This window comes from Streptomyces fungicidicus (assembly GCF_003665435.1).
GTDB classification, from domain to species: domain Bacteria; phylum Actinomycetota; class Actinomycetes; order Streptomycetales; family Streptomycetaceae; genus Streptomyces; species Streptomyces fungicidicus.
In genome coordinates, this window is the sequence record NZ_CP023408.1 from 697,425 (window position 1) to 711,529 (window position 14,105).

15 protein-coding genes are annotated in these 14,105 nt (G+C 69.7%); 8 read left to right on the forward strand and 7 right to left on the reverse strand.

Annotated elements, in window-relative coordinates:
• Nucleotides 1-98 precede the first annotated feature (98 nt).
• The 3 genes from CNQ36_RS33415 to CNQ36_RS33425 are packed head-to-tail and all read left to right on the forward strand — an operon-like array spanning nt 99 to nt 1,785.
• The gene (locus CNQ36_RS33415) at nt 99-590 is read left to right on the forward strand and encodes an RNA polymerase sigma factor (RefSeq protein WP_121549461.1); all 492 of its coding nucleotides are present in this window, start codon (nt 99-101) and stop codon (nt 588-590) included.
• A complete protein-coding gene (locus CNQ36_RS33420) occupies nt 574-978 on the forward strand; it encodes a hypothetical protein (RefSeq protein WP_240659527.1) in 405 nt (134 codons plus the stop codon). The genes CNQ36_RS33415 and CNQ36_RS33420 overlap by 17 nt, the downstream gene beginning before the upstream one ends.
• 45 nt (nt 979-1,023) lie before the next feature.
• Entirely contained in the window at nt 1,024-1,785 is a 762-nt protein-coding gene (locus CNQ36_RS33425) for an IS5 family transposase (protein WP_121549462.1), read from the forward strand.
• Between the two features lie 223 nt (nt 1,786-2,008).
• Here the strand turns inward: CNQ36_RS33425 and CNQ36_RS33430 are convergent, their stop codons facing one another.
• The 4 genes from CNQ36_RS33430 to CNQ36_RS33445 all read right to left on the reverse strand — a co-directional run bounded on the left by CNQ36_RS33430 (nt 2,009) and on the right by CNQ36_RS33445 (nt 5,937).
• The gene (locus CNQ36_RS33430) at nt 2,009-2,962 is read right to left on the reverse strand and encodes an SGNH/GDSL hydrolase family protein (protein WP_240659529.1); all 954 of its coding nucleotides are present in this window, start codon (nt 2,960-2,962) and stop codon (nt 2,009-2,011) included.
• A 661-nt stretch (nt 2,963-3,623) separates the two neighbouring features.
• On the reverse strand, nt 3,624-4,100 hold the full coding sequence (locus CNQ36_RS33435) for a translationally-controlled tumor protein (RefSeq protein ID WP_163013464.1): 477 nt from the start codon (nt 4,098-4,100) through the stop codon (nt 3,624-3,626).
• Nucleotides 4,101-4,526: 426 nt separating this feature from the next.
• Complete coding sequence (locus CNQ36_RS33440; RefSeq protein WP_121549465.1) at nt 4,527-5,078, reverse strand: TetR/AcrR family transcriptional regulator; 552 nt, start codon at nt 5,076-5,078, stop codon at nt 4,527-4,529.
• A gap of 22 nt (nt 5,079-5,100) precedes the next feature.
• Entirely contained in the window at nt 5,101-5,937 is an 837-nt protein-coding gene (locus tag CNQ36_RS33445; protein ID WP_121549466.1) for an alpha/beta fold hydrolase, read from the reverse strand.
• Nucleotides 5,938-6,090: 153 nt separating this feature from the next.
• Here CNQ36_RS33445 and CNQ36_RS33450 point away from each other — a divergent pair, with 153 nt between their 5' ends.
• Complete coding sequence (locus CNQ36_RS33450; RefSeq protein ID WP_121549467.1) at nt 6,091-7,545, forward strand: hypothetical protein; 1,455 nt, start codon at nt 6,091-6,093, stop codon at nt 7,543-7,545.
• 6 nt (nt 7,546-7,551) lie between these two features.
• Here CNQ36_RS33450 and CNQ36_RS33455 read toward each other — a convergent pair whose 3' ends face one another.
• A complete protein-coding gene (locus CNQ36_RS33455) occupies nt 7,552-8,592 on the reverse strand; it encodes a hypothetical protein (RefSeq protein ID WP_163013465.1) in 1,041 nt (346 codons plus the stop codon).
• Here CNQ36_RS33455 and CNQ36_RS34905 point away from each other — a divergent pair.
• The 4 genes from CNQ36_RS34905 (at nt 8,573) to CNQ36_RS33475 (ending at nt 12,264) form a co-directional block, all read left to right on the forward strand.
• Nucleotides 8,573-8,725 carry a hypothetical protein gene (locus CNQ36_RS34905; RefSeq protein WP_163013466.1) on the forward strand — a complete coding sequence of 51 codons (153 nt, stop codon included), beginning with the start codon at nt 8,573-8,575 and terminating at the stop codon, nt 8,723-8,725. The genes CNQ36_RS33455 and CNQ36_RS34905 overlap by 20 nt on opposite strands.
• Before the next feature lie 674 nt (nt 8,726-9,399).
• A complete protein-coding gene (locus CNQ36_RS33465; RefSeq protein WP_163013467.1) occupies nt 9,400-10,266 on the forward strand; it encodes a peptidoglycan-binding protein in 867 nt (288 codons plus the stop codon).
• A gap of 240 nt (nt 10,267-10,506) precedes the next feature.
• A complete protein-coding gene (locus CNQ36_RS35905) occupies nt 10,507-11,151 on the forward strand; it encodes a peptidoglycan-binding protein (RefSeq protein ID WP_142167528.1) in 645 nt (214 codons plus the stop codon).
• Nucleotides 11,152-11,289: 138 nt separating this feature from the next.
• Entirely contained in the window at nt 11,290-12,264 is a 975-nt protein-coding gene (locus CNQ36_RS33475; protein WP_121549471.1) for an ion transporter, read from the forward strand.
• Here the strand turns inward: CNQ36_RS33475 and CNQ36_RS33480 are convergent.
• Both CNQ36_RS33480 and CNQ36_RS33485 read right to left on the reverse strand, forming a co-directional pair.
• Nucleotides 12,224-12,724: an N-acetyltransferase gene (locus tag CNQ36_RS33480; RefSeq protein WP_121549472.1), complete on the reverse strand. Its 501-nt coding sequence runs from the start codon at nt 12,722-12,724 to the stop codon at nt 12,224-12,226. The two genes, CNQ36_RS33475 and CNQ36_RS33480, sit on opposite strands and share 41 nt — an antisense overlap.
• Before the next feature lie 77 nt (nt 12,725-12,801).
• Nucleotides 12,802-14,010 carry a DUF2235 domain-containing protein gene (locus CNQ36_RS33485; RefSeq protein WP_121549659.1) on the reverse strand — a complete coding sequence of 403 codons (1,209 nt, stop codon included), beginning with the start codon at nt 14,008-14,010 and terminating at the stop codon, nt 12,802-12,804.
• Nucleotides 14,011-14,105 lie beyond the last annotated feature (95 nt).

A 14,105-nucleotide genomic window follows, 5' to 3' on the forward strand; every position in this document is an offset into this window, starting at 1 on the left:
GCCACCGGGTCCCGGGCCGGCCGGCCCTCGTGCCGGCCGCCCCGGGCCCGTGCCCCGCACGACCGCGCGCCCCGGTGCGGCCCCGACCATGGAGAGCATTGAAACGGTCCCGACAGCAGGCAGCGTCCGAACTCTTCGCCGCTCTGTACCCCCGCCTCGCCGGCTGGTGCCGCCGTCTCGTCGACGACGACGAGACGGCCCACGAGATCGCCTCCGAGGCGTTCACCCGCCTGTGGGCCCGCTGGACGTCGGTGGCGGAGCCGCGCGGCTTCCTCTACGTCACCGCGGCCAACCTCGTCAGGGATCACTGGCGCACACTGGAGCGCGAGCGCAAGGCCGTGCGCCGCGTCACCACCGAGACGGCCGTCCGCCCGCACACCGAACAGTCCGACCCGTCCGTACGGCTGCTCGTGCAGTCGCTGCCGGAACGGCTGCGCGTCCCGATCCTGCTGCACTACTACGCCGACATGCCGATCCGGGAGGTGTCCGCGGTGACCGGACGCAAGGAAGGAACCGTCAAGGCCGACCTCCACGCGGCCCGCGAGCTGCTCCGCGCCCACCTGAGGAGAAGTCTTGATCACACACGCTGACGAGGGCCCGGAGTTCGAACCGGACGATCCCCTCGCCGTCATCCTGCGGCCCGGCGACGACTACCTCGGTCCGCCTCCGGGACGGTACGAGGCGATCCGGCGCCGCGCGGTGCGCCGCCGGCTGGTTCGCGCCGCGGCCGGCGCCGGGCTGACGTGCGCCGTCGCCGTCCTCGTCGCCCTCCCTCTGCGGTCGGCGGCCCCCGGTGAGCCGGCGGCGCCGACGGTCCCCCTCGCCCCGCCACCGGTGAGCAGCCCGTCGCACACGCCCACTCCGGCGCACACGCCCACTCCGGCGACCACACCCGTACCGGCCTCACCCGTGCCGGCCGAGTCCCCGCCTCCCGCGGCCACGAGCCCGCAGGTGCCTCGGCCGACCCCCTCGCCCTAGGCCGTGTATCGAAAGTGGATCTTGGACTGTGAATGATCACAGTTCATGGCGCGAGGAGATCTCACGGACGGGCAGTGGGCGGCGCTGGAGCCGCTGCTGCCAACGGGGACGAAGGCGGGGCGACCGCCAGTCTGGCCTCGGCGGCAGCTGATCGACGGCATACGGTTTCGGGTCCGTACCGGTGTGCCATGGCGGGACGTGCCAGTCGAGTACGGTCCGTGGGGCCGGGTCTATGACCTTTTTCGGCGCTGGCAGCGTGCCGGCGTCTGGCATCGGATCCTCACCCAGCTCCAGTCGCTGGCCGATGCGGCATCAGCACGCGGCCGGTGCCCGCAAGCGGGGCGACCTGCAGAAGGAGTCGCCGGGCTCCATTTGGCCGTTGAGCAGAGGCAAACGCCTATGTCGGTCGTCATCACAGCCGGGCAGCGCGGGGACTCGCCTCAGTTCGAAGCTGTACTGGAGAAGGTCCGCGTGCCATGCGTTGGGCCAGGCCGGCCACGCGTCCGCCCTGTTCGGGTGCGTGCTGACAGGGCGTACGCCTCCCGTAAGAACCGCGCTTACCTGCGCCGTCGAGGGATCCGCTGCACCATCCCCGACAAGGCCGACCAGACGCGGAATCGCAAGAAGCTCGGCTCCTGCGGTGGCCGGCCCCCGCGCTTCGACCCGGCCGATTACCGCGAGCGTCACGCGGTCGAATGCGGGATCAACCGCCTCAAGAGAAACCGGGCTGTCGCAACCCGGTACGACAAGCTCGCGGTCCGCTACGAAGCGACCGTGCTCATCGCGGTCACCGGTGAGTGGCTGTGATCGGCGGGACGCGCGCGGGGTACCTCCTCTCTGGTAGAGGCGGGGAAGCGAGCATCGGGTCGACCAGGTCGCGGAGCCTGATCGCGCCTCGGGGGCTCGGGGACGAGCGGCTGGAAGTGCCCGGCCGCCGAGGAGCGATGCTCCTTTTACCGGGCGGCCGGAACGCCCCGGGCGCCGCGTTCACGGAGCGCCGGGGCCCAGGATCGTCGCAGTGGTGTGGCGGTCAGCGTTCGAGGAGGGCGATGCGGATGGCGCGCTCGACGTGGGCGGCGGTGTTGGCGTGTCCCTGGGCGTTGGGGTGTACCAGGGTGACGCGCTTGTTGATGAGGCCGCAGTTCAGGAGGGTGCCGGGGAGGCTGGAGGGCCAGTAGTCCTCGGCGTCGCCGCAGATGCCCTCGACCCACTTGGTGTCGGCGGGCTGGCAGGCGTCGTGGCCGACGCTGGAGGAGTACACGTCGACGTAGCGGTCGCCGAAGAACTGCGCGGCCCGCTGGATCGTGCTGTTCAGCTGCTTGAGAGCGTTCTCGCGCAGCCAATCGACGTCGGTGTGCTTGATCGAGCCCAGCTCGGTCAGGGCGGGGCGGTTGCAGGTGCTGCCTTCCTCGGGCAGGACGGCCGGGTAGCCGACCGTGATCACCTGGGCGTTGGGCGCGGCCTCGTGCACGTTGGCCAGCATCTGGATGTACTCGTCCTGGACCCGGCCGAGCCTGTCCTGGATGCTCTCCTCGCCCTCGGGCGGGTTGGTGTAGTACTCCTGGCAGGTCTGGCCGGGGATCGCGCCCAGTTGCAGGCACTTGAGGAGCATGCCTCCGAACGGCAGGCTGTTACCGCCGACGCCGATGGTGACGATGTCGGTCTGCTCGCTCAGCTTGGCCCGCTTGATCTGCGTGTCCACCGCGGACCACCCCTCGGCGGGGGGCTGGACCGGGCTGACGGGCATCTGCCTGGTCTCGACGATGTCGGCGATGGTGGCGTTGCTGCAGCTGACGTTGGTCAGCTGGACGGACTTGCCCGGCGGGAACTCCTCCAGCTCCCGCTCGACGACACCCGGATAGGCGTCGCTGGTGCGGTCACAGCCGTCGCGCGACGAGTCGCCGAGCGCGGTCTGCGGCTCCCCGACGAAGCCGCCGGCCGTGTACGAGTCGCCCAGCGCGGCCCACTGATACTGGTCAGCCACACCGGCGGAGCCCGAGGGCACGAGCGCGGACGTCGCCAGCGCGAGTCCTACGGCCAGAACTCGCGTGCGCAGGCGGGAGACAGATGTCGCATGGATCCTCCAGAATCGGCGGAAGACGACCCGGGACCGGAACGTGCCCCAGGCCGGAAGGCACCTCGGCCAAGATCATCCAGGCGATTCCGTAAGCCCTTCATAGGAATTGGACCTATAACCCCCGATCGAGCTAAATGGTCAGACTTTTGCGCCGCCGCCACCTGCTGCCGCCGCCCCACTCCACCCCGCCCGGGGGGCGTCCACCCCCACCACGCCCGTGTCCTGTGACAGCGAATCTGGATCGATTGCCGGCGAAGCTGGACCGACGGCCGTTTGTGACAGCGAAGATGGATCGCCGCAGGTCAGGGCCGAGGCGTCGCTACTCGCGGAGATCGTGGGCGATGCAGCGCCTCACCGGCCAGGATGATCCCGTGGTTGCTTCGGGAACGGCAGAGCACCGAACCGCCGCTTCGAGGTTCATGCAGCACGCCAGCCTGCGGCAGTCCGTCTTCGGCAGCGATCCAGATTCAGCCCGAGATGGCCAACAGCCAGGCTGTTTGGCCGCGATGAGCGCCCGGTCCGCACGTGTTCGCACGTCGGAGGCGCGGCAGGAACGCAGGTCGAGGTGTCAGTACGCCTCGGCCCTGAGCCCGTGGCGAATGTAGTAGAGGAACGGGGTCTTGCCGTCCTTGCCGGTCCTCATGAGGACGACCATGGCCTCGGGGTCCATGCTCTCCCCGGTGAAGAACTGGTAGCTGTCGAAGTCGGCAAGGACCTGCTCGATCCGCTCCTGTGCCTGCTGCTGCCAGGCGATCCGCTCGTCCGCGGGCAGGCGCTCCGTGATCCGCTTCAGGTACGCCTTGATGTGGCCGGTGTAGTTCTTCTTCTCGTACGTCGTCGCGACGAGGCGGTGCGCCTCGGCAACATTGAGCACCGTATGGCCGATCGAATCGGCCTCCTCGCCGTCCGTGCCACCGATGTCGAGCAAACCGGCTGCACGGGTGGAGTGCTTGCCCTCGACCACGTAACAGATGCCGTCCTCCTTGATCGGGAACGAGTCGGACAGCAACTCATCGCCGCTGAAAACGTCCTTGTAGACCTTCATGGGGGTCTCCATCACTTGGGAATGCCGGCGACCCACCCTACCGATTGCGTAGTCGAACAATTACTTAACGTTATCGAACTTGCGGGCCCAACACCGGGCTTCGCCCCCCTCGGCCTGTGATCTGTGACGCTCAACCTGGATCGCTGCCGAAGACGGACTGCCGCAGGCTGGCGTGCTGCATGAACCTCGAAGCGGCGGCCCGGTGCTCTGCCGTTCCCGAAGCAACCACGGGATCATCCTCGCCGGTGAGGCGCTGCATCGCCCACGATCTCCGCGAGTAGCGACGCCTCGGCCCTGACCTGCGGCGATCCATCTTCGCTGTCACAAACGGCCGTCGGTCCAGCTTCGCCGGCAACCGATCCAGATTCGGTGGCACGGGGCAGCCCGCCCAAGATCACCTTCGACACACGCCCTAGGAGCGCGTGCTCATTCGCCCGGGCCGCCACCGAGGGCGCGCAGGCCCCGGTCGGCGAAGGTGATCAGCCAGGTGAAGCTCTCGTCGACGTCGGTGCTCCACTGGAAGCCGCCCGCCGCCTGCAGCGTGGCGTAGCCGTGGCAGAGGCTGCGGAGCATGCGCAGGACGTGGGTCACCTCGCGCTCGTCGATCGCGTAGCCGTGCAGTACGGCGGTGAACGCGGCGAGCAGCCGCGTGCTCGCGGCGGCCAGCGGGTCGTCGGGGCCGGTGGGTTCCAGCCCGACGGTCGCGCCGTACCGGCCGGGGTGCTCGAGGACGAAGGCGCGGAAGGCACGGGCCGCGGCCGCGAGGGCGTCGCGGCCCGCGTATCCCTGGACCGCGCCGCCGACGGCGTCCGCGGCCTCGTTCATCGCCAGTACGGCGATACGGCGGTTGAGGTCCTCCTGGCCGCCGACGTGTTTGTACAGCGACGGTGTGCGCACGCCCAGCCGCTGGGCGAGCAGCCCCATCGTCAGGCGGGGGAGGCCTTCCTCGTCGGCTAGGGCGGCCGCGGCCGCGACCACGGCCGCAGTGTCGAGGCCCGCCCTAGCCACGGGTGGCCTCGGACCGGAGGAAGTCGAGCACGAGCGAGACCACCCGGTCGGGGAACTGGTCGTGCGGGTAGTGCCCGGCACCCTCGATCATCTCCAGGCGTCCGAGCCCGAACGGCAGGGCGTCGACGACTGCCGATCCCTCGGCGTGCGGGTCGGCCCAGTCGGGGTCGAGCGTGCCCATCACGATCAGCACCGGGCAGCGGACGCCCGCGAGCTGCGCGTCGGCGTCACCGGGGGCGCTGCGGCCCATGTTCTGCAGGGCCTTCATCCGTCCGGGCTCGCGCAGCATGGCGTCGACGCGGTCGAGCCTCTCGGTCCAGTGGGCCGGCTTGTCGCCGGGGTAGGCCACGTCGAAGTACGAGCGCCACATCCGGACGCTGCCGAACACGCCGGTGCCGAGCAGCCGCAGCATGCCCCGCCTGAAGCGCTTCACCTTCAGGTCGCCGAGCCGGACCGACTGCTTGCGGGTGAACGGCGCCAGCTCGACCACGGCGCTGACCAGTGAGGGTTCCCGTGCCGCGGCGATGGTGGCCGCGCCGCCGGAGAAGGAGTGGCCGACGAGCACGGCCGGGCCGCCCAGGTGGCGGATCAGGGCGAGCAGGTCGCCGGCGACGGCGGCACGGCTCCAGTCCGGCCAGTCGGTGCCGGACTCCCCGCAGCCGCGCAGATCGACCGCGGCCACCCGGTGTCCCGCCGCCACCAGCCGGGGGATCACGGCACGGTACGAGGCCCGGCTGTCACCCATCCCGTGCGCGAGAACGACGAGCGGTCCCGCTCCCGCCACCTCGTAGGCGATCACGCCGTCGTCGACGGTGAGGTACTCGGTCATGACATCCCCTGTCTGGCTAACTCCGTTAGCTAAAAGCTAATCCTATTAGCCGCATCTGTCAACGGCGGGGCGCCGCCCCGGACGCGGTCGCGGGCGGGGGCAAACGGGGGAGTCCCGGGTGCGCGAGGCGGGCTCCGGTTCGAGTCTGTGGGCATGAGCATCCGTCCCTGGATCATCGTGGAGCCGCCGGACGGCCGCGGTCTCCGGCGCGTCACCATCGGCGGTGAGGCGGCGGGGAGCGTCTGGTCGCGGACCGGGCTGCGCAGGCTGCTCGGCCGGCTCGGCTACCCGGAGACCATGGATCTCGACGATCCGGCGTCCGTGTACTGGCGTGGGGGTGACAGCGGGACGTGGCCGGACCGCGCGTTACGGAGACGCTCGGTCACGGCGCTCCTGGTGGCCGGGCTGCTCGTCTCCATGGTGTTCAACGCGGTCATCGGATGGCCGGACGCCTCGGGAGCCCTGACCTTCGCGCAGCGCATCACCGGAGTGCTGTTCGTCCTCTCGGGCGTGATCCTCGGAGCGGCGGCGATCGCGGCACTCGACTACGGAGGAAGGCGGCAGTTCAGGGCCTCCGGAGCCATCGTCCTGCTCGGGGTGATCATCGCCCTGGCCACCGACGGCCTGCTTCTGCTGCTCTGGTTCGAGGAGAGGGAGTACACCCGCCATCTGCTGATCTATGTGCCCTCCCTGTGCTGGTCCGTATGGGCGCTGTTCCTCCTTGTCCGCAGAAGATCCTGGAAGGGAATACCGCAGCCCAAGAAATTCGCGGCCGGGGTGGTCGCCACGGCCCTCCTGACGGCCGTCAGTCTTGCCTATTCCACTATGTACCAGCCTGCCGCCGCTCCCATGCACTTCACTCTGAGGGCGGAATTCGGAAAGGCGTGGGAAGACCGCGACCTCTCCTTCGTGCACGTCCCGCTGACTCTGTACATGAAGAACACCGGAGGGATACCGGTGTACATCGTCAATGACATTTACACGGTGCGCGGCAGGGTCGCACTCTATTCCAAGGGTGAGGAGGACCTGGCGGAGGAATGGAGGGCGAGCGTGGGAAAGCAGGGCTCGAGTGAGGGGGAGGCGGAGCTCTACGTCGACGGGCTCAGATACACGACCATTAGCAGTGGAAGGTTCTACGACGCCGGCAGCTCGCTCGACGTCGGACAGGAGTACGCCCTGAAGCACGTCTTCCAGCTTCCCAAGGACACCGGATTCGACATCCTGAGCGTGGAAATGCAGATCTCGTACATGAGAAAGGACCGGGGGAGGCTCGACGTGGAGGAGTTCAGGTCGTCGCATGCCTCGTGGAACGAATATGACCGACGCTATCACTGCGAACCGGCAATTTGCGGGGGTCAGCTCATATATCGTGGCAGAGTGCTCCACAACAACAATCTCATCAACGTGACACGTCAACCGCGCTATGTGACGGCCGTCTGGTCTCCGGGAGGCCAGTACCTCTCCTCCATCTCGTCCGTCCCTTTCAATTTCCACGGGCTGGGCGACTACGCGGAGGAAAGGAGGGAGCTGGAGAGATACGGAGCCGCCAAGGCCCGGGCCGACGCGGAGATATCCGTGGCCGAGGTGCTCAGCTCGGCCGGGGTCTGACCTCGGTCACGTACCGCTCCTCGTGAGCCAGGTGCCCGCCGTGACCCCGTACTCCTCGTCGAGGTACTTGGCGGTCTGCTCGCAGGACAGGGCGGAGCCTCCCAGCGTCCCGAACAGCTTGTCGTGCGGCACCAATTCGGCGAGTCCCGTGATGAGCGGCGCGACTTCGAAGGGGCCGTGGGCGCGCTCGTCGTTCCGCAACTGGGCGAGGACGTCGAGTGTGTCGTCGCTCTTCTCCTCCGCCTTCCAGAAGTCCTTGACCCCTTCGTCCTGCCACTGCGAGGGGCCCAGTTCCTTGAGCCCTCGCATGAGAGCGGATTCAGGTGTGGAGTCGAAGATGGCGCTGGTGCAGACCGCGGCTGCCTTGCTCAGCGACTCCTCCGGCCGTTCCTGGGCGGAGGCGGATTCCTCCTGCTGGTCCTTCATATGGGAGGTCTTGTCTTCCAGTTCCCTCCTCGCGTCGGACCGCTCCGCCTGCGATGTCTTGGGGTCGCTGATCTTCCGCAGCAGCGCGCTGACCTGTGACGTGATCTTCGCGAGCTGTTCCCGCTCCTTCGGCGGAGTCCTCCGGTCCTGCACTATCTCCTCGGAGGAGCTCGCCGTCAGCGTGTTCGGGGGTTCCCGGCTCCCTCCCTCGCCCCCCGGGGAACTCGCGCTCTCACCCGCCGGGCTGGACTGCGCCACGCCCTCGCGCCTCTCCGCGACGTAGGTCAGGTCCTTCACCGTCGCGATCATCTGATCCCGCAGGTCTTCCGGGGTCTTGGGGTCGCAGATGAGCTCCAGGGTGGACGTCGTGCGCTTGATCACCAGGACGAGCGTGGACCGTTCCTCGGGCGGCACCCGAGGGTCGCCGACCACTTCGAGGGCCGAGGTCGCCTGCTTCACGATCTCGGTCAGGTCCTCCCGCAGTTCGGGAGGTGTGTGCGGGTCACTGATGGCCGCCAGCGCGGTGGACAGATTCTCCGCGCTCTCGATGACCCCCTGCCGGTCCTGGGCCGGGGTCGACGGATCGGCGACCATGCCGACGATGTCGATCAACTTCTCCACGGTCGGCGCGAGTTCCTCGGGCACGCTGTCCTTCGCCTCGGCCAGGCTCGTGGTCGTCCTGTCGAGCTGCGTGTTCTGCTCCGGCGGGGGCTCGGTCGTGTCCCCGTCCGTGTCGCCGGTGTCCGGCGGCTGAGTGGTGTCGGACGTCCCGTCCGGCGTGGACGAGGGCTCCGTGGGTTCCGTCGGCTCGTCCGGTCCGGTGTCCGACGGCGTGTCGGGCGGTGTGACGGGTCCCGAAGGCCCGTCCGGCTCGGACGGCGGAGACGGCGGGGGCTCCGTGGCCCGAGCCTCCGCCCTCGTGCTGCCCTCGCCCTGACTCCGGGAATCCGCCGCGGCGGTCGACAGACCTGCCGGCAACGCGAGCGTTGCGGCGAGAAGGGATGCGCCGGCCGCGTGAGAGAAGTGTCGCCGGGAGATTCTGGCCATGATCATTCCCGATGCGCTTGGCGCCGTGCTGTTCTTCGCGATGCTGCGCGCCCGGTGGTTCAGGCGGCGAAGATCGAGGGGGAGCCGCGGCGCGTACCCCCGATGGTGCGCCTGCCCTGTGCGGACCACGGTCTCACCGGTCCTCCGGGAACCACGTTACGACGCCCCTCAGGGGGCGGCAAGCGTGGCCTCGCGCCGGCGCACGCCGTAGTCCAACGCCCCGATGAACAAAGGCGATAGCAGGCATGCGTCTCCATCGCCCCTCGGTTTGCCGGGGACTGCCGGCGGACGCATCGTGGGAGACGGGGGAGGGCCCGTCGCACGGCCCGTTGTCCGTCCGGCGCCCGCTTCCCCCTTCCTTCGCAGCTGAGGAGATCCACCATGCCCCAACCATGGATGCCCCAAGCACTCAAGGCGGACCTGGGAGACCACGCGCCGTGCGACCCGGAATTCCCGCCACGGGCGATCGCGCACATCACGGCGGACAGGAAGGCCACCGCCGAAGCCCCCCTGGATCTGGTCCCGTTCGCCAATCTCAAGGGATTCTTCACCGGCGGCGGCAAGGGGCAGGCCCCGCACATCCTCTGGGACCCCTTCACCGGTGCCTTCGCCCAGTTCTTCCCCGCCACGTCCCGCAGCAAGGCGCTGGCCGACGTGGCCGGCGGCACGCGGACCAACCGGGCCGGCAGGGTCGTCATCCAGATCGAGGCCCTGTTCTTCCCCCACTGCCGCGTCAACGGGAAGGTGTTCGCGAGGCTGGTCGACACTCCCTGCGCGGGCTGGGCCGATCTCCACGCGTGGATCAGCTCCTGGGACGTGCCGGACGTCTGGCCCATGGGCCGTCCGACTTCCCTGACCCGCATGACGTGCCCCGCCGACAAGTGGAGGTCGCAGGGCGGCTGGTACGCCCACGCCCATGTCCCGGAGAACGACCATGTCGACCCCGGATCCTGGCCGGAGTTCGTGCCCGCGCCGACCGGCCCGTCCACCGCTGCCCACTTCGAGCCGTTCCCCGGCACGTCGTTCTTCGAGGCGGGACGCAGGTCGCCCGTCATCGCGGGCATGCACGGCCGGCTCGTCGCCGAGGACTGCGACCGCTACACGTCCGGTGACGGCAACGACGTATGGGGAGCGGGCGACATGAGGTCGTACAGGGCCTGGCAGCAGAAGCTGGGTCTCGAGGGGGACGCGGCCGACGGCGTCCCCGGCCGGTTCAGCTGGGACCGGCTGAAGGTCCCCGACGTCTGAGGCTCTCCGGGCGGTTCGGGCGCCCTGAAGCGGCGGCCGGACCGCCCGTCAGAAAAGCCGTGTGCCGTCGCAATTCCGGGTTTGCGAGCGACCGGCATCGGGCGCATGGTGGAACGTGAGGCGACGGTGACCGGCCGGTGGCGGCACGGTTCCCGCGTCCGGCACCGGTGTGGTCACCTCTCGCACGTTCGGCAGGCCGATCCGGCTCGTGATCCGGCCCCTTACGGAAAGGAGAGGGCCATGCCCGCGTTGGCGCCATTTCCAGGAACGAAGTTCTTCCACAAGGGACAACGCAGCCCCGTGATCGCCTCCATGGGCAAGCGCCTGGTGGCGGAGGGATGCGGCAAGTACGCGGAGGGGCCCGGCCCCGAGTGGACGGACACCGACAAGCAGTCGTTCGCCGCCTGGCAGCACAAGCTCGGGTTCGAGGGTGCCGACGCCGACGGCATCCCGGGCAAGACCTCCTGGGACCGGCTCCGTGTCCCGACATCGGCGCCGGTCTCCGGTGCCCGTGTCGCCTCCCCCGTACCGGGCCACGGCGTCACGACCGCTCACCGGGTCAAGGGGCCGCACTGGAGCCTGGGTTACCACACCGGCGCGGACTACGCCGCCCCGAACGGCACACCCTGCGTCGCGGTGCTCAACGGGTCCCTCGTCCGCAACGGCCATGACCGCAGTTTCGGCAACTACCTCGTGCTGCGCGCGGGCGGTTTCGACTACTGGTACTGCCACCTCTCCGAGCAGACCGTGAAACGGGGTTCGGTCAAGGCCGGCCAGAAGATCGGCGAGGTCGGTTCGACCGGCAACGCCACCGGCCCCCACCTCCACTTCGAGAAGCGCCCGGCCGGTGGAGGCTTCGGCTCCGACGTGACTCCCAACTGGTAGTCCCGCTGCGTGGTTTCAGGGGTGCCCCGCGCCCCTGAAACTACAGTGCTGTAGAAGAATCCTCCGGAGCATGATCGTTCAGCGACGTCCGGTCCGCCGGGACGGTCGTCGCAGGCACGGAGGAGACCGGGCAGCAGGATGCCGCAACACCGAGACCACACAGCCGAGTTCACCACCCCGTCGGGGCGCCTCCGACTCGCGGAGCACTGCCGCGGCATCACCGAGGCCCGCTGGTTCGCCCTCACCGTCTTCGCCGTGATCCTCGTCAACGCCGGGCTGCTGGGGGTGGAGACGTACTCCGGGGTCGTCGCGGAGTGGCACCGCTGGTTACGGCTCGCCGAACACCTCTGCCTGGTCGCGTTCAGCGTCGAGATCGTGCTGCGCATGGCCGCCCACGCCGACCGCCCCGCGGACTTCTGGAAGGACCCGTGGAACCTCTTCGACCTCGCCGTGGTCCTGAGCACCTTCCTGCCCCTCGTCCGCGAGAACACCACGGTGCTGCGACTGCTGCGGCTGGCCCGGGTCCTGCGCACCGCGCGCTTCCTGCCCCAACTGCGCATCGTGCTCGTCGCCGTGGCCCGCAGCCTTCCCGGCACCCTGAGCTTTCTGCTGGTCGGCGCCCTGCTGCTGTACGTGTACGCGATGGTCGGCTGGGTGTTCTTCGGCCGCCACGACCCCGGGCACTACGGCTCCCTAGGCCGTGCCGTCCTCACCCTCTTCCTGCTGATGACCCTCGACGGCATCGGCGACGCGGTCCACACCGGCCTGCAGATCTCCCGCTGGAGTCTGCTGTACTACGCCTCCTATGTGCTGCTCGCCTCCTTCGTCCTCGTCAACGTCCTCATCGGGGTCGTCATCACCTCACTCGAGGAGGCGCGGGACATGGACGAGCGAAGGGAATCCCCCGACGCGCAGGGCGCGGCGTCCGCACCGGGGGACCGGCAGCTGCTGCTCCGGCGCATCGAGACCGCCCGCCGCGCCCTGGACCACCTCGAGCGCGACCTCCACGGCGCGCACGCGGCGGCGTCACTCGCGGCCCCGGAAAGGGACCGGGCCGTGCCGAGCGGCCCGCTCACGGAAGATCCGGCAGCTTCGTCCACTCGTCCCAGCTGATGTCCCGGCCGATGAAACGAGGCCGCTCGAAGGGCCAGTCCCCGGCGATCCAGCGCGGCACGAACACATCGAGAGCCCGCTCCAGCGGACCGCCCACCTCGTCGTCCACCACCCACCACGAGATCTCGGCGTCCGCCCCCTGCTTTTCCGGAGGATCGATGTAGACGCAGCCGCGCAGGGCGGTGCGGTCGGCGTTCTCGATCGTGTAGTTGAACGACTCGTGGGCCTCGATCTCCGCGGCGTGCCGCTCCAGGTCGGCGAGGTTCGCCTCGTACGACATCGTGGCCGACGGCCAGCCCCACGCGGGGCCGAAGACCGACCACAGCCGCTCCCGCGACCCCATCACCGCGGGGTAGTCCAGCGGCGCGTCCGCGCCGCTGATCGGGCGCAGCCGGTGGCCCCCGCCGCCGGGTACGGCGACGTGGAGGGGGTGGACGAAGTCGTGCGGGAGCCAGGTCATGGGCGTGAGCCAACCACGCGGGAAAACGCCGCGCAAAGAAATATGCCGGGGCTGCCCCGCCGCGGCCGGTCGCGACGTCACCCGGCGCGGTGGAACCCGTCGTGCCTGTCGGCCGCCGTCCCCGGGCCCGGTGCGGCCTGGGGCATGGGCGGCAGGCCCGCCGGGAGGCCCGGCAGCAGTACCGGCTCCAGCCGGATCCGCTCCTGCCGGCCCAGGTAACGCCCCAACTGCGGCGGCCGGTAGCCGGCGTCCCGGTCGTGGCGCTCCTTTGCGGGCACCGCCAGGAACTCGTTGCCGTCGGGCTCGCCCTCGCCGGTCACCGCCTCACCGAGCGGCCGGTGCAGCGGCCTGGACAGCCGGTACATGCCCGTCCGCGAGGCGTGCAGAGTGCCCGAAACGTCGGGCCGTACGCGGAAGTCGACGCTCTCCCGGGGACGCATCACCCGGGGCCCCTCCGCGCTGAGCGTGTCCGCGTCGAACTCCAGCCCGTGCCTGCGGGCCTGGTCGACCATCCACAGCAGGGCGATGTCCGACAGCCCCGTCTCCTTGTAGCCCCCGCCGACGTCGCAGTGCACCCCGGCGAACCACACCTGCTTCAGCTCCTGCCCCCGCGCGGCGGAGCCGGGACGCAGGTGCCACAGCGCCGGCCGGAACGCCGAGCGCTGCTCGTCGACTGCCAGCGCGTGGAACGCGGCCCTGATCCAGCCGCTCAACTCGGTGTCGTGGAACGCCCACTGGTGGTTGAACCGGTTCGCCGCCGGCTGCAGCCACGCGGCGTCCGGCACCGGGACGCCCAGCGCGCCGACCGTGTCCCACACCCCGACGAACCCGATCTCCGTCTCGTACGCGTACGAGCGCCGGAACAACGTCGCGGCGGCGCCGTTCGGTTGCTCGATCCGGTCCCGGTACAGCGCCCACGCCTCCGGGATGCGGCCGGCGTGACGCCTCCGCAGGATGCCGCTGTTGCGCACCAGTCCCGCGAGGCTGCGGGCGGTGAACGCGCCCCGGCTGAAGCCGAAGAGGAACAGCTCGTCACCGGGCTCGTACGTCTCGACGAGGAACCGGTAGGCGTCCACGATGTTCCGCGACAGCCCCGCACCGAACGCGCCGCCGCGCAGACGGTCCCGCCGGTGGGTGCCGACACCGCTGTGGTAGTAGACGCGCTGCTCTCTCCCGGCGGCCGACACGGGGCGCACGGACAGGGCGACCTTGGCGACGTTGGTCTTGCTCGGCTGGTCCGCGAAGTTCCATGTGCCGTCACAGCAGACGACCAGATGCTTGGCCATGTCCATCCCTCCTCACGAGAGCGCGGAACGGCGCACAGCACCACTTCCAGGATCGCACCGTGAGGCGGGCAGCGCGAAGCGAACGGCCACTCGGC